The organism is Umezawaea sp. NPDC059074, assembly GCF_042738955.1.
Classification (GTDB): Bacteria; Actinomycetota; Actinomycetes; order Mycobacteriales; family Pseudonocardiaceae; genus Umezawaea.
Window position 1 is genome coordinate 52,313 of the sequence record NZ_JBHYHC010000034.1, and the last position, 20,989, is coordinate 73,301.

29 protein-coding genes are annotated in these 20,989 nt (G+C 72.7%); 18 read left to right on the forward strand and 11 right to left on the reverse strand.

All coding sequences use genetic code 11. From position 1 onward, the window contains the following. The first annotated feature begins 39 nt into the window (after positions 1-39). The 4 genes from ACFWW9_RS17810 to ACFWW9_RS17825 all read left to right on the forward strand — a co-directional run bounded on the left by ACFWW9_RS17810 (position 40) and on the right by ACFWW9_RS17825 (position 3,160). Positions 40-837 (forward strand): choice-of-anchor P family protein, encoded by a 798-nt coding sequence (locus ACFWW9_RS17810; RefSeq protein ID WP_390378351.1) that lies wholly within the window; start codon positions 40-42, stop codon positions 835-837. 19 nt (positions 838-856) lie between these two features. Further along, positions 857-1,021: a peptidase gene (locus tag ACFWW9_RS17815; protein WP_390378354.1), complete on the forward strand. Its 165-nt coding sequence runs from the start codon at positions 857-859 to the stop codon at positions 1,019-1,021. A gap of 59 nt (positions 1,022-1,080) precedes the next feature. Beyond that, complete coding sequence (wecB, locus tag ACFWW9_RS17820; protein WP_390378357.1) at positions 1,081-2,253, forward strand: non-hydrolyzing UDP-N-acetylglucosamine 2-epimerase; 1,173 nt, start codon at positions 1,081-1,083, stop codon at positions 2,251-2,253. Between the two features lie 247 nt (positions 2,254-2,500). Continuing rightward, on the forward strand, positions 2,501-3,160 hold the full coding sequence (locus ACFWW9_RS17825; RefSeq protein ID WP_390378360.1) for a hypothetical protein: 660 nt from the start codon (positions 2,501-2,503) through the stop codon (positions 3,158-3,160). 1 nt (position 3,161) lies between these two features. Here the strand turns inward: ACFWW9_RS17825 and ACFWW9_RS17830 are convergent, their stop codons facing one another. Genes ACFWW9_RS17830 through ACFWW9_RS17840 form a run of 3 tightly spaced genes read right to left on the reverse strand, consistent with a single transcriptional unit; the run spans position 3,162 to position 5,705 of the window. Then, on the reverse strand, positions 3,162-3,731 hold the full coding sequence (locus tag ACFWW9_RS17830; RefSeq protein WP_390378363.1) for an isochorismatase family protein: 570 nt from the start codon (positions 3,729-3,731) through the stop codon (positions 3,162-3,164). Between the two features lie 13 nt (positions 3,732-3,744). Continuing rightward, the gene (locus tag ACFWW9_RS17835; RefSeq protein ID WP_390378366.1) at positions 3,745-5,019 is read right to left on the reverse strand and encodes a nicotinate phosphoribosyltransferase; all 1,275 of its coding nucleotides are present in this window, start codon (positions 5,017-5,019) and stop codon (positions 3,745-3,747) included. Between the two features lie 2 nt (positions 5,020-5,021). Further along, positions 5,022-5,705 carry a hypothetical protein gene (locus ACFWW9_RS17840; protein WP_390378369.1) on the reverse strand — a complete coding sequence of 228 codons (684 nt, stop codon included), beginning with the start codon at positions 5,703-5,705 and terminating at the stop codon, positions 5,022-5,024. Positions 5,706-5,949: 244 nt separating this feature from the next. Between ACFWW9_RS17840 and clpS the strand changes: the two genes are divergently transcribed. Genes clpS through ACFWW9_RS17875 form a run of 7 tightly spaced genes read left to right on the forward strand, consistent with a single transcriptional unit; the run spans position 5,950 to position 9,999 of the window. Then, complete coding sequence (clpS, locus tag ACFWW9_RS17845) at positions 5,950-6,249, forward strand: ATP-dependent Clp protease adapter ClpS (protein ID WP_390378371.1); 300 nt, start codon at positions 5,950-5,952, stop codon at positions 6,247-6,249. Beyond that, positions 6,246-6,803, forward strand: a complete 558-nt coding sequence (locus ACFWW9_RS17850) for a DUF2017 domain-containing protein (RefSeq protein ID WP_390378374.1) — start codon at positions 6,246-6,248, stop codon at positions 6,801-6,803. The genes clpS and ACFWW9_RS17850 overlap by 4 nt, the downstream gene beginning before the upstream one ends. Positions 6,804-6,835: 32 nt before the next feature. Continuing rightward, positions 6,836-7,429, forward strand: coding sequence for a P1 family peptidase (locus ACFWW9_RS17855; RefSeq protein WP_390378377.1), 594 nt, complete (start codon positions 6,836-6,838; stop codon positions 7,427-7,429). 51 nt (positions 7,430-7,480) lie between these two features. Continuing rightward, positions 7,481-7,936 carry a Mov34/MPN/PAD-1 family protein gene (locus ACFWW9_RS17860; protein WP_390378380.1) on the forward strand — a complete coding sequence of 152 codons (456 nt, stop codon included), beginning with the start codon at positions 7,481-7,483 and terminating at the stop codon, positions 7,934-7,936. A gap of 47 nt (positions 7,937-7,983) precedes the next feature. Continuing rightward, positions 7,984-8,256 carry a MoaD/ThiS family protein gene (locus ACFWW9_RS17865; protein ID WP_315921889.1) on the forward strand — a complete coding sequence of 91 codons (273 nt, stop codon included), beginning with the start codon at positions 7,984-7,986 and terminating at the stop codon, positions 8,254-8,256. A gap of 6 nt (positions 8,257-8,262) precedes the next feature. After that, positions 8,263-9,213 carry a PLP-dependent cysteine synthase family protein gene (locus ACFWW9_RS17870; protein ID WP_390378384.1) on the forward strand — a complete coding sequence of 317 codons (951 nt, stop codon included), beginning with the start codon at positions 8,263-8,265 and terminating at the stop codon, positions 9,211-9,213. Positions 9,214-9,234: 21 nt separating this feature from the next. Next, positions 9,235-9,999 (forward strand): MBL fold metallo-hydrolase, encoded by a 765-nt coding sequence (locus ACFWW9_RS17875; RefSeq protein WP_390378387.1) that lies wholly within the window; start codon positions 9,235-9,237, stop codon positions 9,997-9,999. A 3-nt stretch (positions 10,000-10,002) separates the two neighbouring features. Here the strand turns inward: ACFWW9_RS17875 and ACFWW9_RS17880 are convergent, their stop codons facing one another. From ACFWW9_RS17880 to ACFWW9_RS17890, 3 genes are all read right to left on the reverse strand, one after another. After that, positions 10,003-11,199, reverse strand: coding sequence for an FAD-dependent oxidoreductase (locus ACFWW9_RS17880; protein WP_390378390.1), 1,197 nt, complete (start codon positions 11,197-11,199; stop codon positions 10,003-10,005). Continuing rightward, a complete protein-coding gene (locus ACFWW9_RS17885; protein WP_390378393.1) occupies positions 11,196-11,792 on the reverse strand; it encodes a PadR family transcriptional regulator in 597 nt (198 codons plus the stop codon). The genes ACFWW9_RS17880 and ACFWW9_RS17885 overlap by 4 nt, the downstream gene beginning before the upstream one ends. Positions 11,793-11,894: 102 nt before the next feature. Continuing rightward, a complete protein-coding gene (locus tag ACFWW9_RS17890) occupies positions 11,895-12,755 on the reverse strand; it encodes an SMP-30/gluconolactonase/LRE family protein (protein ID WP_390378397.1) in 861 nt (286 codons plus the stop codon). A gap of 56 nt (positions 12,756-12,811) precedes the next feature. On the opposite strand from ACFWW9_RS17890, the gene ACFWW9_RS17895 reads away from it, so the two are divergent. The 5 genes from ACFWW9_RS17895 to ACFWW9_RS17915 all read left to right on the forward strand — a co-directional run bounded on the left by ACFWW9_RS17895 (position 12,812) and on the right by ACFWW9_RS17915 (position 16,011). Then, positions 12,812-13,447 carry a rhomboid family intramembrane serine protease gene (locus ACFWW9_RS17895; RefSeq protein ID WP_390378400.1) on the forward strand — a complete coding sequence of 212 codons (636 nt, stop codon included), beginning with the start codon at positions 12,812-12,814 and terminating at the stop codon, positions 13,445-13,447. Then, positions 13,444-14,238 carry a glutamate racemase gene (gene murI, locus ACFWW9_RS17900; protein ID WP_390378403.1) on the forward strand — a complete coding sequence of 265 codons (795 nt, stop codon included), beginning with the start codon at positions 13,444-13,446 and terminating at the stop codon, positions 14,236-14,238. The genes ACFWW9_RS17895 and murI overlap by 4 nt, the downstream gene beginning before the upstream one ends. A gap of 18 nt (positions 14,239-14,256) precedes the next feature. Beyond that, a complete protein-coding gene (locus ACFWW9_RS17905; RefSeq protein WP_390378406.1) occupies positions 14,257-14,955 on the forward strand; it encodes an MBL fold metallo-hydrolase in 699 nt (232 codons plus the stop codon). 46 nt (positions 14,956-15,001) lie between these two features. Further along, positions 15,002-15,505 (forward strand): hemerythrin domain-containing protein, encoded by a 504-nt coding sequence (locus tag ACFWW9_RS17910; RefSeq protein ID WP_390378409.1) that lies wholly within the window; start codon positions 15,002-15,004, stop codon positions 15,503-15,505. A gap of 113 nt (positions 15,506-15,618) precedes the next feature. After that, a complete protein-coding gene (locus tag ACFWW9_RS17915) occupies positions 15,619-16,011 on the forward strand; it encodes an OsmC family protein (RefSeq protein ID WP_390378412.1) in 393 nt (130 codons plus the stop codon). 13 nt (positions 16,012-16,024) lie between these two features. On the opposite strand, the gene ACFWW9_RS17920 is transcribed toward ACFWW9_RS17915, so the two are convergent. Then, positions 16,025-16,543 (reverse strand): DUF2231 domain-containing protein, encoded by a 519-nt coding sequence (locus ACFWW9_RS17920; RefSeq protein ID WP_390378415.1) that lies wholly within the window; start codon positions 16,541-16,543, stop codon positions 16,025-16,027. 62 nt (positions 16,544-16,605) lie between these two features. Between ACFWW9_RS17920 and rph the strand changes: the two genes are divergently transcribed. Continuing rightward, a complete protein-coding gene (gene rph, locus ACFWW9_RS17925) occupies positions 16,606-17,376 on the forward strand; it encodes a ribonuclease PH (protein WP_390378418.1) in 771 nt (256 codons plus the stop codon). Then, positions 17,373-17,978 carry an RdgB/HAM1 family non-canonical purine NTP pyrophosphatase gene (gene rdgB, locus ACFWW9_RS17930; protein WP_390378421.1) on the forward strand — a complete coding sequence of 202 codons (606 nt, stop codon included), beginning with the start codon at positions 17,373-17,375 and terminating at the stop codon, positions 17,976-17,978. The genes rph and rdgB overlap by 4 nt, the downstream gene beginning before the upstream one ends. On the opposite strand, the gene ACFWW9_RS17935 is transcribed toward rdgB, so the two are convergent. From ACFWW9_RS17935 to ACFWW9_RS17950, 4 genes are all read right to left on the reverse strand, one after another. Next, positions 17,972-18,430, reverse strand: coding sequence for a CAP domain-containing protein (locus ACFWW9_RS17935; protein WP_390378466.1), 459 nt, complete (start codon positions 18,428-18,430; stop codon positions 17,972-17,974). The two genes, rdgB and ACFWW9_RS17935, sit on opposite strands and share 7 nt — an antisense overlap. Before the next feature lie 35 nt (positions 18,431-18,465). Next, positions 18,466-18,939, reverse strand: a complete 474-nt coding sequence (gene bcp, locus ACFWW9_RS17940; RefSeq protein WP_390378424.1) for a thioredoxin-dependent thiol peroxidase — start codon at positions 18,937-18,939, stop codon at positions 18,466-18,468. A 15-nt stretch (positions 18,940-18,954) separates the two neighbouring features. Further along, positions 18,955-19,503, reverse strand: coding sequence for a hypothetical protein (locus ACFWW9_RS17945; protein ID WP_390378427.1), 549 nt, complete (start codon positions 19,501-19,503; stop codon positions 18,955-18,957). A gap of 335 nt (positions 19,504-19,838) precedes the next feature. Next, complete coding sequence (locus tag ACFWW9_RS17950) at positions 19,839-20,846, reverse strand: LLM class flavin-dependent oxidoreductase (protein ID WP_390378430.1); 1,008 nt, start codon at positions 20,844-20,846, stop codon at positions 19,839-19,841. Between the last annotated feature and the right edge of the window lie 143 nt (positions 20,847-20,989).

Consider the following 20,989-nt stretch of genomic DNA (forward strand, 5'->3'; position numbering starts at 1 on the left):
CCCGTGTCCGGGCTCACCGGAAGTGGGAAAGGAAGTTCGATGAGTGTTCGTCCTGACCGTGCGTCGACCCTGACGCGCCGAGGCGGCCTTGCCGTGCTGGCGGCCGTCGCCGCGCTGCTGCTCGGCGCGGCGCCCGCCTCGGCGGCGCCGGGGGACGCCTCGGCCACCGGCGTCAAGCTGGCGCTGTCGTTGCTGGGGAGCAAGGCCGCGTCGGCGGGGCCGTTCGCCGCCGCGGACGCGAACGGGCCGACCACCAACACCTTCGTCAGCGTCGAGCTGCCCGAGGTGCTCAAGACCGGGGCCGTCAACACCTCCGCCTCGCGCGACGACAAGACCGGCGGCGTGTACGCCAAGGCGAGCACCGCCGACGTCAAGCTCGACCTGCTCAAGTCCGTGACCGGCGGGATCTCCCTCGCCCTCGCCGAAGCCGACTGCGAGGCCACGCAGAAGGGCTTGTCCGGCAAGGCGAAGCTCGTCGGGGCCGACCTCGGCAAGCTTGGCGTCGTCACCACCGACCCCGCGCCGGACACCGAGGTCGACGTGGAACTGGTCGGGGTCGACATCGCCCGGATCACCTTCAACGAGCAGGTCCACAACGCCGACGGCAGCCTGACCGTCAACGCCGTGCACCTCCGGCTGGTCGGCGGTGTCCTCGGCTCGATCGGCACGGGCGACGTCGTGCTCTCGTCCGCCACCTGCGGTCCCGCTGGCCTGCCCATCCCGTTGGCGTCCGGCGCGGGCCTCTGGATCGGCCTCGGCCTGCTGGCGGTCAGCGCGGTCCCCGTCGGGGTCGTCGCGATCCGCAGGCACCGGTCCACCTCGCTGCTCGCGCACTGACCGGACCAGGGAGAACACCGTGTACAAGGTCCCCGGCAGCGGAGTGGCCGTCGGCACCGGCGTCGGGTCGCTCGCGGCGACCGGCGCGGGCCTCACCTGGTGGATCGCCGCCGCGCTGGTGCTGCTGGCGGCGGGCGTCCTGCTGCGGCACGCGGCCCGCAGGCGTCGGACCCAGCCCCGTTAGCCAGCGGACTCCTCCGGCCCGCCCCCGCCGGAGGAGTCCGCACCCCCGAGAGGAGAACGGTGACCAAGGAAATCCTGCTGCTGGCCGGTACGAGGCCCGAAGCGGTGAAGATCGCGCCCGTCGCGCTCGCGCTGGCGGACCACCCGGTGCTCCGGCCGACGATCGTCCACAGCGGACAGCACGCCGAGATGGTCGGCCAGGCGCTGGCGGCGTTCGGGCTCGCGCCGGACGTGGTGCTGGACGTGCCGCGCGCGAGCGGCGGGCAGGCGGAGCTGATCGCGGGGCTGCTGCCCGCGTTCGACCGGGTGCTGGCCGAACGCGCGCCCGCCGCCGTCGTGGTGCAGGGCGACACGTCGACCGCGTTGGCGGGCGCGCTCGCCGCGTTCTGGCGCGGGACGCCCGTGGCGCACCTGGAGGCCGGGCTGCGGACCGGTGACCTGGCCGGGCCGTTCCCCGAGGAGGGGAACCGGCAGATGATCTCCCGGATCGCCTCCCTGCACCTCGCGCCCACGGACGAGGCGGCCAGCGCGTTGAGCGCGGAACGCCCGCCGGGCAGCGACATCGTGGTCACCGGCAACACCGTCGTCGACGCCGTGCTGCGGGTCGCCGCCGCCGGGCTGCCCGCGAAGGACCCGGACCTCGCCGCGATGGAGGAGGAGCTGGACGCGACCGGCGGCAGGCTCGTGCTGGTCACCGTGCACCGCCGCGAGTCGTGGGGCGCGCCGCTGCACCGCGTGCTCACGGCCGTGCGCTCCATCGCCGACCGGCACCCCGACGTGCTGGTCCTGCTGCCCGCGCACCCGAACCCGGTGGTCCGCGCGCAGGTCCGCGAGGTGCTCGGCGGCCACCGCCGGATCGTCATCACCGAGCCGCTGGACTACTCCGACCTGGTCCGCGCGCTGGTGCGCGCCGCGCTCGTGCTGACCGACTCCGGCGGCATCCAGGAGGAGGCCCCGTCGTTCGGCGTCCCGGTGCTGGTGCTGCGCGACTCGACCGAGCGGATGGCCGCCGTCGACGCCGGCAGCGCGTGGGTGGTCGGCACCGACCCGACCCGCATCCTGGCCGAGGCGGGCTGGGTGCTCGGCTCGCGGCTGCGGCTCCCGCTGGGCCGCAACCCCTTCGGCGACGGCCTCGCGGCGGGCCGGGTGCGGACCGCGCTGGAGCGCCTGCTGGGGCTCGTCCCCGTCACCAAGCCGATCCGCTGGCGCGACCAGCTCGTCGTCAGCGGATGAGGAAGCCCGTGCGGCACGACCGGAAGGCGGGGTGATCATCCACGGCGCACTCGGACGCGAATCGTGACCACCAGCTCGCTGTGAACTCGGTTGGGTAGTGCAGTTCCTCCAACGAGTGACATGGGGTGCCGAGCTGGTACCGGCGGGCCCATCCCGATCGATCATGCGACAGGGGTGGGAGCCGCCGGTGCTCGGCGTTCGGGACCGGAGCGGCACTTCGGGGGAAACTGTGGAAGGGGAACACCAGATGAACAGCACCACCGCACGCCGTGCGGGAGTGGTGGCCGCGGGGATCGTCACCGGACTGGTCGTGTCGGCCGCGCCCGCGCTGGCCGCGAGCCCGGCGGGGACCGCGTCCCTGGGCTTCGTCGAGTTCACGAAGGACGGCAGGACCAACTCGGTGCCGACGCAGGCGTCGTGCTCCGTCGAGGGCCCGACGTCGAGCTCCGCGCCCGCGGTGACCGACCAGCCGGACGTCCAGTTCGGCGGCGGCACGTCGTCGTGCACGACGAAGCCCGTCGCGGACGACCGCACCGAGACGACGTCCGAGGCGAACGGCCAGGGCTTCGAGCTGTCCGCGCTCGTCTCCGACGGCGGACCGCGGCTCAAGATCGGGTCCTGGAAGGCCTTGTGCGTCGGCACGGAGAAGGGGACGAACGCGGGCTGGCAGCTCGGCGGGCTCTCCGGCTTCACCGACCTGCCGACGCAGATCCCGACGAACTACGTGCACCAGGTCAAGTCGAAGAAGGGCGTCGTGCTCGCGAACGTGACGTTCAGCGAGGTCGTCCTGCCCGAGCCGAACGACGGCGGGCTCGCCATCAACGCCGTGCACTTCCGCTTCACGCCGGAGGCGAGCGTGAGCGGTGAGGTCGTGCTCGGCTCGGCCGCCTGCTCGCCGACCCCGTAGGTCAGCCGACGCGGGGGTCTCCGCGCAGGACGACCCCCGCGTCGCGCAGCTTCGCCAGAGCGCCCTCCACGGTGGCCGCGGAGACGCCTGCCGTGAGGTCCAGCAGCACGGTCGTCGCGAACCCGGCCTGGGCCGCGTCGATCGCGGTCGCCCGCACGCAGTGGTCGGTCGCGATGCCGACCACGTCGACCTGGTCCACGTCCCGCACCCGCAGCCAGTCCGTGAGCTGCTCGCCGGTGCCGCTGCTGCCCTCGAACCCGGAGTAGGCGGCCTCGTACGCGCCCTTGGAGAACACCGCCTGCACGGCCGTGACGTCCAACTCGGGGTGGAACGACGCGCCCGGCGTGCCCGCGACGCAGTGCACCGGCCACGAGTCGACGTAGTCCGGCGTCTCGCTGAAGTGCCCGCCGGGGTCCACGTGGTAGTCCCTGGTGGCCACGACGTGGTCGTACCCGCCCGCCGCGATGTGCGCGGACACCGCCGCCGCCACGGCGGCCCCGCCGGTCACGGCGAGCGAACCGCCCTCGCAGAAGTCGTTCTGCACGTCCACGACGATCAGTGCCTTGGTCACCGGGTGCGCTCCTCTAGAGGAAGGTGGTCGGGATGGCGGGCTCGCCGCGGGACAGCTTCAGGCCTTCCCACGGCACGCTGACGAGCGCCGCGCGCAAGCGTTCGCGGCTCCGGGCCAGCGTGGGCACCTCGGCGGTGGGCTGTCCATCGCGCAACAGGGGGATCTGCAGCAGGCGGTCGTGCTCGTCGGCCTCGGGCTGCTCGCCGAACGGGTACACGACCTCCTCCAGCGCGGTCCCCGTGTCCTTGTGCTTGCGCAACGCGCCCTTGCGGCCACCGCGCGACTCCTTGTGCGAGCTGCGCTTCGCGACCGGGCGGCCGTCGACCTCGACGAGCTTGTAGACCATGCCCGCGGTCGGCGCGCCGGACCCGGTCACCAGCGACGTGCCCACGCCGTAGGCGTCCACCGGCTCGGCCCGCAGCGCGGCGATCGAGTACTCGTCCAGGTCGCCGGACACGACGATCCGGGTGTTCTTGGCCCCCAGCGAGTCCAGCTGCTCGCGGGCCTGGCGGGCGAGCACGCCCAGGTCGCCGGAGTCGATCCGCACGGCGCCCAGCTCGGGGCCCGCGGCCTGGACCGCGAGCGCGATGCCGTTGGTGATGTCGTAGGTGTCGACCAGCAGGGTGGTGTCCGCGCCGAGGGCCTCGACCTGGCTGCGGAACGCCTCCTCCTCGGTGTCGTGCAGCAGCGTGAAGGCGTGCGCGCACGTGCCCGCGGTCGGGATCCCGTGCCTGCGCCCGGCCTCCAGGTTCGAGGTGGCGGTGAACCCGGCCAGGTAGGCGGCCCGCGCGGAGGACACGGCGGCCTCCTCGTGCGTCCGGCGGGACCCCATCTCGATCATCCGGCGGCCGTTGGCGGCGCCGACCATGCGGGCCGCGGCCGACGCGATGGCGCTGTCGTGGTTGAGGATCGACAGCGCCAGCGTCTCCAGCACCACGCCCTCGCCGAACGACGCCCGCACCGACAGGATCGGCGAGCCGGGGAAGTACAGCTCGCCCTCGGGGTAGCCGTCGACCTCGCCGGTGAACCGGTAGTCCGCGAGCCACGCCAGCGTCCGCTCGTCCACGACGTTCGCCTCGGCCAGCCGCGTCAGCTCCGCCTCGCCGAACCGGAAGTCGCGGATCGCGTCGAGCAGCCGACCCGTCCCGGCGACCACGCCGTAGCGCCTGCCCTCCGGCAGCCTGCGGGCGAACACCTCGAAGACGCACGGCCGGTCCGCCGTGCCGTCGCGCAACGCGGCGGCCAGCATCGTCAGCTCGTAGTGGTCGGTGAGCAGCGCTGTCGACATGGTCAGGAGCCTAGGCTGGCCCCGCGCGACCTCGCAGGAGATGGGCCTATGGGGTGCGCCACTGGCCCCGGTCGGCTCGCGGCGACCCGGATCCGGAGCAGGACGCCGTGGTCCAGCGACTCGGGGTCGTGGGCGTAGTTCGGGATCGCCCGCAGCACCTCGACGCCCGGAACGGCCTCCGCGCACCGCCTGACCTGCCAGTCGAGGTGCCTGCCCGCCGGGGTGGTCATCCAGAGGTACTTGTCCGCGTCGACGTCGGGGTTCGCGGCGTGGTAGCTCGCGTAGCCCGGCATCCGGCCGCCCCACACGAGCGCGGTCGCGCCCTCGGTGGCGGCGAACCGCGCGGCCGCGGCGAGCAGCGGGCGGCCGACCGACGGCCTGCGGACCGAGAGGTCCACGCCGAACACGACCGGGCCGTCCGGCACGTGGGTGGTGCCCCAGCCGTCGCCGGTGGTCTCGCTCCACGACTTGGGGGCGTGCTCGTCGTACTCCGCGAGCCGGACGAGCGTCACCGCGCCCACCGCGTGACCGGCTTCCTCGGCGAGGAGGATCCCGTCGAGGTGCAGGTCGAACCGGCTGCGCGCCTGGTCCTCGGGGGTGGCGAGGTCGCCCCAGCAGTGGCGTTGCAGCGCCAGGTAGGCGTCGAGGTCGGCCTGGGTCGCGGTGCGGGTGGAGAGGTCGGTCATGGGGTGGTCGGGGTCTCCTGCGTCGGGGCGTGCCGGTGCGGACGACCTCGATGCTGGCGGGCCTCCCCGGTCCGGTTCCAGTGCTCGATCAAGAGTTATTCGCGTCTTGGGCTGATCATGAGGCTGGTTTAGCCGTGCCTTATCGCCGGGCGGGCGGCTGTGATCCCGGTCGCGCCCGCGCGCCTCGCGGGAACGGGCGACCTCGGAGCACCGCGCGGGCGTGGACCATGACACCATTGGCGGTATGACCACGCCCGTCGAGCACGAGCGGACGCAGGTGGAGCCGGCAGGCGTGGAGGTCCGCGCCGAGGACAGGCCATGGCAGGCCGTCGTCTGGAACGACCCGGTGAACCTGATGTCCTACGTGACGTACGTGTTCCAGAAGCTGTTCGGCTACAGCAAGGACCAGGCGACCAAGTTGATGCTGGACGTGCACCACAAGGGTCGCGCGATCGTGTCCTCGGGGACCAAGGACAAGGTCGAGGTGGACGTGAAGAAGCTGCACGCCGCGGGCCTCTGGGCGACCATGCAGCGCGCCTCGTGAAGAAGTGGAGCCGGGACGGGGACGCCGTCGTCGGCCGCTTCGACCGCCAGGAGGCGGCGGTCGTGCGCGGTCTGGTCAGCCAGATCCAGGACATGCTGATGGCACGGGCCGAGGAAGCGCCGCAGGACGAGCTGTCCGAGCTGACCGGCATCCGCACGGGGCCGTCGACCGCGCCGGACGACCCGATCCTGAGCAGGCTGCTGCCGGACTTCCACCGCCTCGACCCGGACGCGCCCGACCCCGGCGACCTCGACTCGGCCGCCGCGCTGCGCTCGCTGCACGAGCCGGAGCTGCTGGACCTCAAGACCGGGGTCGCGGGCGTCGTGCTGGAGACCTGCCCGCCGGACGGCGGCGAGGTCCGGCTGCGGCCCGACCAGGCGGAGGCGTGGCTGGCGTCGCTCAACGACGTGCGGCTCGCGCTGGGCACGGCGCTCGACGTGAACGACGAGATGCCCGAGGAACTCCCGCCGGACGACCCGCGCTCGCCGCACCTCGGCGTCTACCACTGGCTCACGTGGGTGCAGGAGACGCTCGTCGAAGCCGTCATGTCGTGATCCCCGGAACGACCGGAGGTCGTTCCGGCGGCGTGACCGTGCTGCTGGTCCCGCAGGGAGCGGTGGCGGGCGTGGAGACGCGCGGCGCGCCGCTCGGCACCCGTGAACTCGACCTGCTCGACCCGCCGAACCTCGTCCAGCAGATCCACGCCGTGTGCGTGCCCTCCGGCGGTCCGCGAGGCCTGGCCGCCGTGGACGGCGTCGTCCGCTGGCTCGCCGAGCGCAACCACGGCTTCCCGGTCGGCCCCGAGCCGCACCAGGTCGTGCCGCTCGTGCCCGCCGCCGTCGTGCCCGCCGCCGTCGTGCCCGGCGGAACCCCGTCGACCTCGGACGACGGGTACGCCGCCTGCGGGACCCCGGTCGACCTCGGCACCTCCACCAGCGTCGGCGAGCACGTCATCGGCGGGTTCGCGCTGGGAGGCGTGGGGGTCGTCGCCACGGACGCCGTGCTGACCAAGGCCGAGTGTCGCCGGATCGCGATCTCCGCCCACGACGGCCTGGTCCGCGCGGGCCACCGCGGCCCGGCCACGGTGTTCGCCCTCGCCACCGGGCGGCACGCCCTCGCCTCGCCGGTCGACCTCGACCGCCTGTGCACCGCCGCGGCGGACCTGCTCGCACCCGCGTAGTGCGGGTTCTCACAAGGCGGGAGCGCTTCCCCCACCACGTAGGATGGACGCGTGTTGGTGATTCGCCGTGACCTGGTGGACGCGATGGTGGCGCACGCCCGTCGTGACCACCCGGATGAGGCCTGCGGGCAGATCGCGGGCCCCGAGGGATCGGACCGCCCGGAGCGGTTCGTCCCCATGCTGAACGCCGAGCGCTCGCCGACCTTCTACCGCTTCGACGCGACCGAGCAGCTCCAGGTGCACCGGGAGATGGAGCGCAACGACGAGGTGCCGGTGGTCGTGTACCACTCGCACACGGCCACCGAGCCGTACCCGTCGCGCACCGACATCTCCTTCGCCCAGGAGCCGGACGCCCACTACGTGCTGATCGGCACCGCGGACCCGGAGGAGCACGAGCTGCGCTCGTACCGGATCGTGGACGGCGTGGTGACCGAGGAGCCGGTGCAGGTCGTCGAGTCGTACATGTTCGCGCACACCGGGGTGGACGACACCCCCGACGGCTCCTGAGCGCTTCTCCGCTCGTTCGTCATCCCGCCCCTTCACGGAGGTTCCGCATGGCTGTCACCGTCTCCATCCCCACCATCCTGCGCACCCACACCGGCGGGCAGAAGTCCGTCGAGGCCGCGGGCACGACCCTCGCCCAGGTCATCGACGACCTGGAGGCCAACCACGGCGGCCTGAAGTCGCGCCTGGTCAAGGAGGGCTCGCTGCACCGGTTCGTGAACGTCTACGTCAACGACGAGGACGTCCGCTTCTCCGGTGGTCTCGAGGCCGCCGTCAAGGACGGCGACAACGTGACGATCCTCCCGGCCGTCGCGGGCGGCTGACCCACCGTGGCCCGGTACGACTCGCTGCTCGACGCGCTCGGCGACACCCCGCTGGTCGGCCTTCCCCGGCTGTCGCCGTCGGAGGACGTCCGCATCTGGGCGAAGCTCGAGGACCGCAACCCGACCGGCTCGATCAAGGACCGGCCCGCGCTGGCCATGATCGAGGCGGCGGAGCGGGACGGGCTGCTCACGCCGGGCTGCACGATCCTGGAGCCGACATCCGGGAACACCGGCATCTCGCTGGCCATGGCCGCCAAGCTCAAGGGCTACGGCCTGGTCTGCGTGATGCCGGAGAACACGTCCACCGAGCGCAAGCAGCTGCTGGCCGCGTACGGGGCGAGGATCGTCTACTCGCCCGCCGCGGGCGGCTCGAACCAGGCCGTGGCGACCGCCAAGGAGCTGGCGAAGCAGAACCCGGACTGGGTGATGCTCTACCAGTACGGCAACCCGGCGAACGCGCTCGCGCACTACAACGGCACCGGGCCGGAGATCCTGCGCGACCTGCCGACGATCACGCACTTCGTCGCGGGCCTCGGCACGACGGGCACGCTGGTCGGCGTCGGCCGCTACCTGCGAGAGCACAAGCCGGACGTGCAGGTCGTCGCCGCCGAGCCCCGGTACGGCGAGCTGGTCTACGGCCTGCGCAACCTCGAAGAGGGGTTCGTGCCGGAGCTGTACGACGCGTCCGTGCTCACCGGCCGGTACTCGGTCGGCTCGTACGACGCCCTGCGCCGGACCAGGCAGCTGCTGGAAACCGAAGGCATCTTCGCGGGCATCTCCACCGGCGCGATCCTGCACGCGGCGCTGGCCGTCGCCGAGAAGGCCGCGGGGGCGGGCGAACCCGCTGACGTGGTGTTCATCGTGGCGGACGGCGGCTGGAAGTACCTGTCCACGGGCGCGTACGCGGGCACGCTCGACGAGGCGTCGGAGCGGCTCGACGGCCACCTCTGGGCCTGACCAACCGGTTATCCTCCTCCGGTGAAGATCACCGTGCTGGGCTGCTCGGGCAGCGTGCCCGGCCCGGATCTCCCGACGTCGGGCTACCTCGTGGAAGCCGACGGGTTCCGGCTCGTGCTCGACCTCGGCGCGGGCACGTTCGGCAAGCTCCAGACGCACTGCTCGCCGTTCGACGTGGACGCGCTGCTGCTGTCGCACCTGCACCTCGACCACTGCGCGGACTTCGCCGCCCTCACGACCTACCGCCGCCGCCACCCGCGCCCGCCGTACGACCCCCGCGTCCGGCGGCTGCCCGTGCACGCCCCGACCGGCGCGGCGGAGCGGCTGGCGAACGCGCACGCCGCCAGCCGCGCCGAACCGGAGTCGGTGGAGGACGTGTTCGCGTTCACCACCCTGCGGCCGGGGACGTTCCGGCTCGGGCCGTGCACCGTCACGGTCGCCCCGATGCGGCACATCTGCGAGGCCTACGGGTTCCGCGTCGAGCACGGCGGCCGGTCGATGGTGTTCTCCGGCGACACGGCCGCGTGCCCCGAGCTGGTCGAGCTGGCCAGGGGAGCGGACGTGCTGCTGGCCGACACGGCGTGGCCGGACCGCGGGGCGCGGCCGGACAACCTGCACATGAGCGGGCGGGAGGCGGCGGGCGTCGCGGTGGAGGCGGGCGTGCGGCGGTTGCTGCTCACGCACGTGCTGCCCTGGTCCGACCGCGACGCCGTGTTCGCCGACGCGTCCAGCGTGTTCCCCGGCCCCACCTCGCTGGTCGAGCAGGACGCCGTCTACGACGTCTAGCCGTCACACCGCGACGGGTTCCCGCCAGTCGATGTGGTGGCGCTGCTCCAGGCCGAGCATCTTCTCCGGCGTGAGGAACGTCTTCATCGCCAACGGCATCATCACACCCATCAGCGCGCTGGCGACGGGCCCGAAACCCTTGCTGCTGTTGGTCTTCGCGGCACGCGCGGCGACCTTCTCCACGCGTGGCCGCCGCAGTTCCTCGTACGCGGCGAACGCGCTCGGCACGTCCGGCAGGTCCCGCAGGCACCGGGCGAGCTGCACCGCGCTCTCGGCCGCCAGCGACGCGCCCTGGCCGGAACTGGGCGACGGCGCGTGCGCCGAGTCGCCGACGAGCACCATCCGGCCGCGGTGCCACGCGGGCAGCGCGGGCATGATCTGCACGGACCCGAACGCGGACAGCTGCGCGGGATCGGTGTGCGCCAACAACTCCCGGCCCGGCACGTCGTCGGCGTAGACCTCGCGCAACCGCCGCAGCCACTCCTCGGACGGCACGGCCCTGGCCTCGGCGGACGTCATCCTCGCCTGGTGCGGCAGGTTGCCGAACCACGACGTGCGGCCGTCGGGCTGGATCCAGTAGCCGAGGAACGCCCGCCTGCCGAAGACGAAGCACGTGGTGTCCGGCGCGGTGTCGACCGCGATGTCCGCCACCGCCCCGAAGTTGAGCAGCGGCACGTGCGAAGGGCCGGGCGCGGCCGGGTCGATCAGCCGCCGCACGGTGGAGTCGACGCCGTCCGCGCCGACCAGGACGTCGGCCGTGGCCGTGCTGCCGTCGGCGAACCGGGCGGTGATCCCGTCCGGCTCCTCGTCCACGCCCACGAGCCGCTTGCCGTGCTCGGTGACCACGCCCTCGGCCGCCGCGTGGTCGTGCAGCGCCCGGTACAGCGCGGACCGCCACAGCGTGCGGCTCGGCGGCAGGTCCGGCAGCGCCTCGAACTCGACGAGCACCTTGCCGCGACCGTTGGCCATGACCGTGCGCCGCATCGGCAGCCCGACCGCCTCCACGGCCTCCCGCGCGCCGACGACCTCCAGCGCGTCCAACCCGTTGGGCGCCACCGTGAGCTGGCCGCCGAGGCCGTCGGCGGTCGTCGGGTACGCCTCGACCACGGTCGCCTCGATCCCCGCCTTGCGCAGCGCCAACGCCGTGACCGGGCCCGCGAGCCCACCGCCGACGACCAGCGCCGTTCGTATGCCTGTCATGTCTCCCCCTGGAACATCTCCTGCCACATCCGGACGTACTCCGGCTTCTCGAGCTGCGTGATGAGGGTCGTGACGAACCGCGCCTCGGCGTCGAGCACCGCGAGGCGGTACTCCTCCTCGACGACGAACACCCACGCCAGGCCGCCGTCGACGGACGCCTTGACGTCGGCGCGGATCTGGTCGGTCTCCTCGGTCAGCGCCACCAGGCGACGGCCGAGCAGGTCCACCGCGTCGGCGGGCGAGAGCACCACCAGCAGCGACAGCGCGACGCCGAACTTCGGGAACTCGTGCTCCGGTCGGGCGACCAGGTCCCGCAGCCAGTCGTACAGCTCGGCCCTGCCGTCCTCGGTGAGCGCGTAGATCGTCCGCTCGGGTCGCTGGGTGTCGCGGACCGTGCCGTCCTCGGCGACGAAACCGGCCTTGACCAGCTGTTCCACCACCATGTACAGCGAGCCGCGGGTGTACTTGATGTTGCGACCCTTGTCCTGGACGGTCAGCCGCCGCCCGATCTCGTACGGGTGGGTCGGCCCCATCAGCAGTTGGGCCAGCACCGCCAGTGCGAGCGGGTTGGAGACCTTGCGCCGCTTCGCCACGACATCCTCATCTCGTAGTTAGGATCGACTATCCATGTTCAACTAGTCAGTGTCAACTATTCCGACGGCCGCGCTCGTCCGCCGGAGGTCTTCGAGTGGGTCTCAGCCCGCGAACGCCGTCGACGGCAGGCCGACGCCGAGACCGGGCAGGACCAGCACCGAGCCGGACAGCGGGCGCGCCGCCAGCTCCGCCTCGTCCAGGCCCGTCCGCGCGGACGTCACGTACAGGTCGGTCAGGTCCTCGCCGCCGAAGCAGCACGCCGTCGGCTGGTCCACGGGCAAGGCGATCACCCGGTCCAGCACGCCCTCCGGGGTGTACCGGCGCACGGCCGCGCCACCCCACAGCGCCACCCACACGCAGCCGTCCGCGTCGACCGTCAACCCGTCCGGGCTGCCCGGCGTGCCCTCCACCGCGCACAGCGGCCGCCGCCCGGTGGCCTCGCCGGTGTCGACGTCGTAATCGAGCACGTCGATCCGCTGCTCCGGGGTGTCGATGTAGTACATCCGCGTGCCGTCCGGGCTCCAGCCGATGCCGTTGCTGATGGTCACGTCGTCGAGCACCACCTTCGCGGCGCCGGTCGGCTCGACGCGCGCCAGCCAGCCGCCGCCGGGAGCCGTGTCGTAGCGCATGGTGCCCGCCCACAACCGGCCCGCCGGGTCGACCGCCGCGTCGTTGCCGCGGACCCCGTCCCGCGCCCAGTAGACGAGCCACGTCTTGGCCCCGTCGCGGTCGACCAGCGCGATCCCGTCGCGCAGGTTCGCCACCAGCCCGCCCATCGCGCGGGGCTTCGCGGCGCCGACGTGCTGCGGCAGCACGAGCACCGCGTCGTCGTCCCGCGCGGGCGCGTACCGGTGCACCTCGCCCGCCAGCACGTCCACCCACAGCAGGGTGGAGCTCGCCCGGTCCCAGGTAGGTCCTTCGCCCAGTTCGGCCTGGATGCGCACCGCTACGTCGATCGACACCGGCCCACCTTAAGCGGACGGCCCCTTTTTCCTGTTCCCGCACGTAACCTTGGGGGGTGGACACGACCAGCGTGCAGGCGCCGAAGCAGCTCTCCAAGCGGATCATCCCGCCGCAGCCGCTGCTGTCGGCTGCCGTCGTGGCCGGGTTCGTCGCGCTCCTCTTCGTGATCGAGGGGGTCGACACCGCGCTCGGCCACACCCTCGACAACGACGGGGTGATCCCGCGCGACTTCAGCCAGTGGGACAACCTGATCTGGTACCCGCTGCTGCACGCGAACTGGGGCCACCTGACCGGCAACGCCGTGCCGCTGCTGGTGCTCGGCTTCCTCGCCACCTCGGGAGGGCTGAAGCAGTTCACGCAGGTCACGGTGGTGATCTGGCTGACGAGCGGGCTCGGCATCTGGCTCGTCGGCTCGCCTGCCAGCCACATCGGCGCGTCCGGGCTGATCTTCGGCTACCTGGCGTTCCTGCTGGTCCGCGGCATCTTCGCGCGCGCCCCGTGGCAGATCGTGGTGGCCGTGCTGGTGTTCGCCGCCTACGGCTGGGCGCTGTGGGGCGTGCTGCCCGGCCAGCCCGGCGTCTCCTGGGAGGGCCACCTGTTCGGCGCGCTCGGCGGCGTCCTCGCCGCGTGGGGCGTGGCCAGGGACTCCCGCCGGGTCACCACGTCGACGCCGGCTAGTCTGACGATGTGACTTCCGCGGACGCCCCGATCGGCATCTTCGACTCCGGCGGCGGCGGGCTCACCGTCGCGCGGGCGATCATGGACCAGCTGCCCGCCGAGCGGATCAGGTACATCGGCGACACGCTGAACGGCCCGTACGGCCCCCTGCCCATCGCGGACGTGCGCAAGCACGCGCTGGCGCTGTGCGACCGGCTCGTGGCCGATGGCGCGAAGATGATCGTGATGGCCTGCAACACCGCGTCCGCCGCCTGCCTGCGGGACGCCCGCGAGCGCTACGACGTGCCCGTGGTCGAGGTGATCGTCCCCGCCGTGCGGCGGGCGGTCGCCACCACCCGCACCGGCCGGATCGGCGTCATCGGCACGGTCAGCACGATCACCTCCGGCGCGTACCAGGACTCGTTCGCCGCGGCCCGCGACGTCGAGGTCACGGCCGTGGCGTGCCCGCGGTTCGTCGACTTCGTCGAGCGCGGCACCACGTCCGGCCGCCAGGTCCTCAACCTCGCCCAGGGCTACCTGGAGCCGTTGCAGCGGGCCGACGTGGACACCCTCGTGCTCGGCTGCACGCACTACCCGCTGCTGACCGGCGTGATCCAGATCGTGATGGGCGAGCGGGTGACCCTCGTGTCCAGCGCCGAGGAGACGGTCAAGGACGTCATGCGGGTGCTCACCGAGCGCGACGAGTTCCGCGAGGGTGAACCCGACCAGCTGTTCAGCTGCACCGGCGACCTGGAGTCGTTCACCAGGCTGGCCCGAAGGTTCCTACCCCAACTGGGTGTTTCCGCGTTTCACGCGATGGGGTGACGTGCGAGGCTCGCACGCGTGCTCCTGACCATCCTCGGCTGCTCAGGCCGGTTGCCGGGGCCGAACGCCGCGGCGTCCGGCTACCTCGTGGAGGCCGACGGCTTCCGCCTCGTCCTCGACTTCGGCAGCGGGGTGCTCGCCGCGCTCCAGACGCGGTGCGACCCGTTCGCCATCGACGCGCTCGTGCTGTCGCAGCTGTGCCCGGACCACTGCAGCGACCTGACCGCGTTGACGGTGCTGCGCCGCTACCACACGCACCCGCCCTACGACCCGGCCGAACGGCGGCTGGAGGTGCACGCGCCCCCCGAGGCGCCGGACCGCTTCGCCAGGGCGTACGCGGAGAACGCCGAGGAGCTCGTCGTCACGGACCTGTCCGACGTGTTCGACTTCCGGCCGCTCGCCGAGGGCCCGATCCGCCGAGGGCCGTTCGAGATCACCGCCGCGCCACTCGGCTCGGCGTTCGGGTTCCGGATCGCCACCGAGCGCGCCACGCTCGCCTACGGCGCCCACCCGAGGCTGGCAGCGGGGGTCGACGTGCTGCTGGCCGAGGCGGGCTGCCCGGTGGGCGCGGTGGCCGCAGAGGCGGGCGTCGGCAGGCTGCTGCTCACGCACATCGCGCCGTGGGACGACCCGGACGCCCTGCTGGCCGAGGCGCGGACCGCGTTCACCGGACCGGCTGAACTGGCGAGGCAGGGCGGGCGCCACCGGATTGGCTAGCGCCGGTGGTGGGTATCCGCAGCTACCCACCACTTGGAGGACGAAGATGGCCACCGACGTCGTCGAGCTGATCCTGGCCGACCACCGCCGGTTCGAGGAGCTGTTCCGCGACCTGCGCGACCGCACCTCCGACCGCACCGCGCTCCTCGGCGAGCTCGCCGAACTGCTCGTCGCCCACGCCGAAGCCGAGGAGACCAAGGTCTACCCCGCGCTGAAGCGGTACAAGGAGGTCGACAACCACGAGGTCGACCACGGCGCCGAGGAGCACGCCGAAGGCCACCAGGCCCTGCTCGCGCTGATGGAGGTGTCCGACACCGAGTCCGACGAGTGGGAGGACAAGCTCGAGGAACTGGTCGAGGCCCTCAACCACCACGTGGACGAGGAGGAGCGCACCATCCTCAACGACGCCCGCTCCGAGGTCGCCGACGAGCGCCGCGCGGAGCTGGGCAAGGACTTCCTGGAGGAGCGGCAGGAGCGGATCGCCGACGGCTGCGGCGACATCGAGTACGTCCGCAAGCTCGCGAAGGCCACCGCCGACCGCATCGACTAGCTCGCCGCGGCGTGCCTGTTCGCGCCCACCGCGTCGAACCGGCCCTCTGTGAAAATCACCCGCGCCGCCCCGGACCCGAACCCGTGGCGGCGCGGGTGAGCTAGTTTCGAGGGGTGTCGAACATTGACGTCCGCCAGGCGGGCGAGCACGAGTTCATCGCGACCAACGGGCGGGGCGCGGAGGTCCGGATCGGGCGCAAGGACCAGGAGGGCTCCTTCAGCCCGATGGAGCTCCTGCTGGCCGCCGCGGCGGGCTGCGTGGCCGTGACCGCCGAGACCCTGCTCACCCGGCGGGTCGGCGAGTTCACCGCGCACGCCGAGCACGTGAGCGTCGAAGGCGCCCACGAGGTGACCACGGTGCCGGTCTCGCTCGACTACGACCTGTCCGGGTTGGACGACGCGCAGCGCGCCGCCCTGGAGACGGTCGTGCGGCGGGCCGTCGAGCAGCTGTGCACCGTCACGCGGACGTTGAAGCGCTCGGCGACCGCGCCGCTGACCCTGCCCTAGACAGGACCGCCACCTAGCTGGTGCCGACGCCGTTCCAGACGGCCGTCGCGCCGCTGTCGCCGATGCGGACCACCTGCACCGTGCTGGCCACCCCGGCCAGGACCACGAGCACCGACATCACGATGGCGATGCGCCGCCACGTCTTCGGGATGTCCGGCGTCTCGGCCGCGGCCGTGCCCTCGCGGTCGGCCAGCCGTCCCGCGACGACCAGCAGCACCACGGCCACCAGGAAGCCCAGCGCGAACGGCAGCAGGTCGTTGCCGAGGTCCGCGTGCCGCGCGATCAGCGGGTTGTCCAGCCCGGCGAGCTTCGCCTCCAGCTGCTCGCCCGCCTTCTGCGCCAGCGGCACGGCCCCGACGCCGACGATCGTCAGCCCGAGCACCGGCCACGAGTACTTGCGCCGCCACGACGGCCGGACCGCCAGCGCGATCGCGCCGAGCGCAGCCAGCGGCAGCAGCACCACCACGGCGTGGACCAGAAGGGGGTGCGCCGGAATGCCGTTGATCGTCACCAGGTCGTCTGCGAGTGCCATGCCTCTCCCTACGCCGGTGGGCCGTCCCTTGGTTCACCTGGCGAGCACCTTAGGGTAGTGGCGTGCTGAGGACCGATGGCAGGAACGACGACGTGCTGCGCGACATCCGGATCACCCGCGGCTACCAGCAGTGGCCCGCGGGATCGGTGCTGGTGGAGTTCGGCAACACCAGGGTGCTGTGCGCCGCGAGCGTGACCGAGGGCGTGCCGAGGTGGCGGGCGGGCTCCGGTCTCGGCTGGGTGACCGCCGAGTACGCGATGCTCCCCTCCGCGACCCACACCCGCAGCGACCGCGAGGCCGTGAAGGGCCGGGTGGGCGGCCGGACGCACGAGATCAGCAGGCTGATCGGCCGCTCGCTGCGGGCGTGCATCGACCTCGCCGCGCTGGGCGAGAACACGATCGTGATCGACTGCGACGTGATCCAGGCCGACGGCGGCACCCGCACCGCGGCCGTGACCGGCGGTTACGTGGCGTTGGCCGACGCCATCACCTGGCTGGGGGCCGCGGGCCGCCTGGCCGACCCGAAGCCGTTGGCGTGCGCCGTGTCGGCCGTCTCGGTGGGCGTTGTGGACGGTCGCGTGCGGCTGGACCTGCCGTACGAGGAGGACTCGCGCGCGGAGGTCGACATGAACGTCGTCGCCACCGACGCGGGCACGCTCATCGAGGTGCAGGGCACCGGCGAGGGCGCGACCTTCGCCCGGTCCACGCTGGACAAGATGCTCGACTTCGCCCTGGAGGGCTGCGCCGAGCTGAACCGCCTCCAGGCCGAGGCGCTGGCGCTGCCGTACCCCGGCGTGCTGCCCGAGCCGAAGCCGAAGAAGTCCCGCTCGTGACCAGGCTCCTGCTGGCGTCCCGCAACGCCAAGAAGCTCGGCGAGCTGCGCCGCATCCTGGCCGCCGAGGGCCTCGACGGCATCGAGGTCGTCGGCCTCGACGACGTGCCGGAGTTCCCCGAGGCGCCGGAGACCGAGCCGACGTTCGAGGGCAACGCGCTGGCGAAGGCCCGTGACGCCGCCGAGGCGACGGGCCTGCCGTCCGTGGCGGACGACTCGGGCATCGCCGTCGACGCGCTGAACGGGATGCCCGGCGTCCTGTCGGCCCGCTGGTCCGGCAGGCACGGCGACGACCAGGCCAACGTGGACCTGGTACTGGCGCAGCTCGGCGACGTCCCGGACGACCGCCGCGGCGGCGGGTTCGTGTGCGCGGCGGCCCTCGTGGTGCCCGGCGGCGAGTCCACGGTCGTGCGCGGCGAGTGGCGCGGCACCATCATCCGCTCCATGCGGGGCGCCAACGGCTTCGGCTACGACCCGATCTTCGTGCCCGAGGGCCACGAGGTCACCTCGGCCGAACTGGCCCCGCCGGAGAAGGACGCCCTGTCGCACCGCGGCCGGGCGCTCCGACTGCTGCTGCCGAACCTGCGGGCGCTGGCTCAGTAGCCGAAGTTCTGGGTCCAGCACGGGCCACCGCGACCGAAGTACGCGCCGACCCCGATGATGGCGAAGTAGGGGCTCAGCACGTTGGCGCGGTGGCCCGGACTGTCCATCCAGGCCTGCATCACGACGTGCGCGTTCTCCTGACCGGTGGCGACGTTCTCGCCGCCGGGGGTGGGGCACCCGGCGGCGAGCATCCGGTCGAGCGGCGTCACGCCGTCCGGCGTGACGTGCGCGCAGAAGTCGCGCACCGCCATGTCCTTGCTGTGCGCCCTGGCCGCCGCGCGCAGGCGGTCGTCCTGCCGCAGCGGAGGCAGGCCCGCCTCCGCCCGCGCGGTGTTGACCAGGCGCGCCACGGAGTCCTCGTGCAGCGCCAGGTACTCGACGGTGCCGATCACCGCGTTCTGCGACCCGCGAGGCCTCGGCGTCCCACCGAAGTGGCCGTGCTCGCGTCCCACGGACAACTCGTACCTCCTGCGCGGCTACCGGGTGGTCAGGCGGGCAGTTCGCGCAGCAGCTTGGCGACGTGGCCGGTGGCGCGGACGTTGTACATGGCCTTCGCGATCTTGCCCTCGGGGTCCACGAGGAACGTCGAGCGGATCACGCCGACGACCGTGCGGCCGTAGTTCTGCTTCTCGCCGTACGCGCCCCACTCGGCCAGCACCGAACGGTCCTCGTCGGACAGCAGCGGGAAGTTCAGCTCCTCGGCGGCGGCGAACTTGGCCAGCTTCGCGGGCTTGTCCGGGGAGATGCCCACGACGTCGTAGCCCGACTCGGCCAACGACCCGATGCTGTCGCGGAAGTCGCACGCCTGCTTGGTGCAGCCGGGCGTGCTCGCCGCGGGGTAGAAGTAGACGACGACGGATCGGCCCAGGTAGTCCGCCAGGGAGACGGGCTTGCCCTCGCTGTCGGGGAGGGTGAACGCCGGCGCCTGGTCGCCGGGGGAGAGGCGCTTCTGCTCGCTCATGTCACCAGACGGTACTCAGGCCTGGCCTTCGAAGGTGGCGCTGGGCTCCTGGTCCGCCCCGTTGGGTTCCACGATCAGCTGGAGGCGCACGGGGTCCTTGGGGGCCGCGAACGCGAAGGTGACCGTGGTGTCCCGGCCGGGCGGGAGCTCGTGGACGGCGGTGGTGATGCCGTTGAGGCCCTGGACCGAGTCGATGACCTCCTGCGACGGCTTGCCGTCGGCGAGAGCGCGGATCGACAGCTGGGTGGGGCGGTACTCGGTCTTGCTGCCGTTGGTGATCGTCACGCTGATCACGGCCATGCGGGCGGCCTTGGGGAACGCGGTCTCACTCGGTTGCAGCGTCTTCGGCTGGCCGATGGTGATCGACAGTCCGTTGGTCCACACGTGCTGCGCGCCGAAGGCGGTGTACGGGGCGGCCGAGGGGGCGTCCGCGACGCCGCCCTGCCGGGCCGAGGGGTTCTCGTTGGCTTGGGCCGCGGGCGCGCTGACGAGATCGGGGGCGCCCGCACATCCCGCCACGGCCAAGGTCAGGCAGATGCCGACGGCCAGTTTGGCGAACTTCACGAACTCCCCTTTCCGCCCCGGCGGTGGGCGCGACTGCGACTGCCACCACCATGACGGTGTTTCGGGACGCGCGGGGCCGATTCCGGTGCTTGATTCGCACCTGGTGCCTGGCTGTGGCCAAGACGTGATGACCAGCGGCCGACGGCGTGGGCGGTGCCACAGGGGCACCACCCACACCGATCGCGGCGGCGGCCGATATTTTCGTGCTCACTCCGGGCCCGAGGGCTCGGGAGTAGTTGAGCGCGTCGGGGGGCGTGCGCGCTCGACTACGACATCGCGCGGTGCGCGGCAGGTGCTACACCCGTGCCCTCGAATCACCCGTTCGGATTAGTGGATCACACGCTGACCGGTCGACCCGCCAGCTCGGTCACCAGCTCGTAGGACCGCATCCGGTCCGCGTTGGAGTGCACCATCGTCGTGATCATCAGCTCGTCGGCCTGCGTGTCGTCGAGCAGCTTGGCCAGGCCGGCGTCCACGGTCGCCGGGTCGCCGATCACCATCGACGACGCGCGGTCCTCGATGAACATCCGCTCGATGTCGCTGTACTCGTACGCGGCCGCCTCCTCCGGGGAGGGGAACAGGCCGGGCTTGCCACCGCGCAGCCGCAGGAACGCCAGGCCGGCCGGGGCCGAGATCCACTGCGCGTGCTCGGTGGTGTCGGCCGCGATCACGGCCGCGCAGACCATCGCGTACGGCTCCTGGAGCACGGTCGACGGCCGGAAGTTCTGCCGGTACAGCGCGAGCGCGGGCAGCGTGTTCTCCGCGCTGAAGTGGTGGGCGAACGCGAACGGCAGGCCGAGGATGCCCGCCACCTGGGCGCTGTAGCCGCTGGAACCGAGCAGCCACACCGGCGGCTTGTTGCCGGTGCTGGGCACGGCGGTGATGTCCTCGGTGCCGTCGAAGTAGCCCATCAGCTCGGTGAGCTGCTGCGGGAAGTCCTCCGCCGACAGCGTGCCGGTCGACCGGCGCAGCGCGCGGGCGGTCTTCTGGTCCGTGCCGGGCGCGCGGCCGATGCCGAGGTCGATCCGGTCCGGGTGCAGCGCGGTGAGCGTGCCGAACTGCTCGGCCACGACGAGCGGCGCGTGGTTGGGCAGCATCACGCCGCCGGAGCCGACGCGGAGCGTGGAGGTGGCCGACGCGACGTGGCCGATCAGCACGGCGGGCGCGGAGCTGGCGATGCCGGGCATGCTGTGGTGCTCGGCGAGCCAGAACCGCCGGTAGCCGAGGCGCTCCACGTGCCTGGCCAGCTCGGTGGTGTTCCGCAGCGCCGTCGACGCGTCCGAACCGCTGCCGATGGTGGCCAGGTCGAGCACGGACAGCGGCACGTCGCGGAGTCGGGTCATAACACTGGAAACCCGTCGCGGGGGGGGACAATGCCCCCCCCCGCGGGGGGCCCCAGGGGGGTGCGCCGCTGGTGGGCGGCGCGAGGGACACGGCCCCCGGCACGGCGGGGCACCCCGGGGCGGAGGGGGCCCCGGGCCGGCCC

Coding starts and splice junctions, on each gene's coding strand:
- ACFWW9_RS17825 (WP_390378360.1), top strand. CDS start 2,501: ATGAACAGCACCACCGCACGCCGTGCGGGAGTGGTGGCCGCGGGGATC.
- clpS (WP_390378371.1), top strand. CDS start 5,950: ATGACCACGCCCGTCGAGCACGAGCGGACGCAGGTGGAGCCGGCAGGC.
- ACFWW9_RS17835 (WP_390378366.1), bottom strand. CDS start 5,019: ATGTCGACAGCGCTGCTCACCGACCACTACGAGCTGACGATGCTGGCC.
- ACFWW9_RS17950 (WP_390378430.1), bottom strand. CDS start 20,846: ATGACCCGACTCCGCGACGTGCCGCTGTCCGTGCTCGACCTGGCCACC.
- ACFWW9_RS17880 (WP_390378390.1), bottom strand. CDS start 11,199: ATGACAGGCATACGAACGGCGCTGGTCGTCGGCGGTGGGCTCGCGGGC.
- ACFWW9_RS17910 (WP_390378409.1), top strand. CDS start 15,002: ATGGCCACCGACGTCGTCGAGCTGATCCTGGCCGACCACCGCCGGTTC.
- ACFWW9_RS17840 (WP_390378369.1), bottom strand. CDS start 5,705: ATGACCGACCTCTCCACCCGCACCGCGACCCAGGCCGACCTCGACGCC.
- ACFWW9_RS17865 (WP_315921889.1), top strand. CDS start 7,984: ATGGCTGTCACCGTCTCCATCCCCACCATCCTGCGCACCCACACCGGC.
- ACFWW9_RS17810 (WP_390378351.1), top strand. CDS start 40: ATGAGTGTTCGTCCTGACCGTGCGTCGACCCTGACGCGCCGAGGCGGC.
- bcp (WP_390378424.1), bottom strand. CDS start 18,939: ATGAGCGAGCAGAAGCGCCTCTCCCCCGGCGACCAGGCGCCGGCGTTC.
- ACFWW9_RS17920 (WP_390378415.1), bottom strand. CDS start 16,543: ATGGCACTCGCAGACGACCTGGTGACGATCAACGGCATTCCGGCGCAC.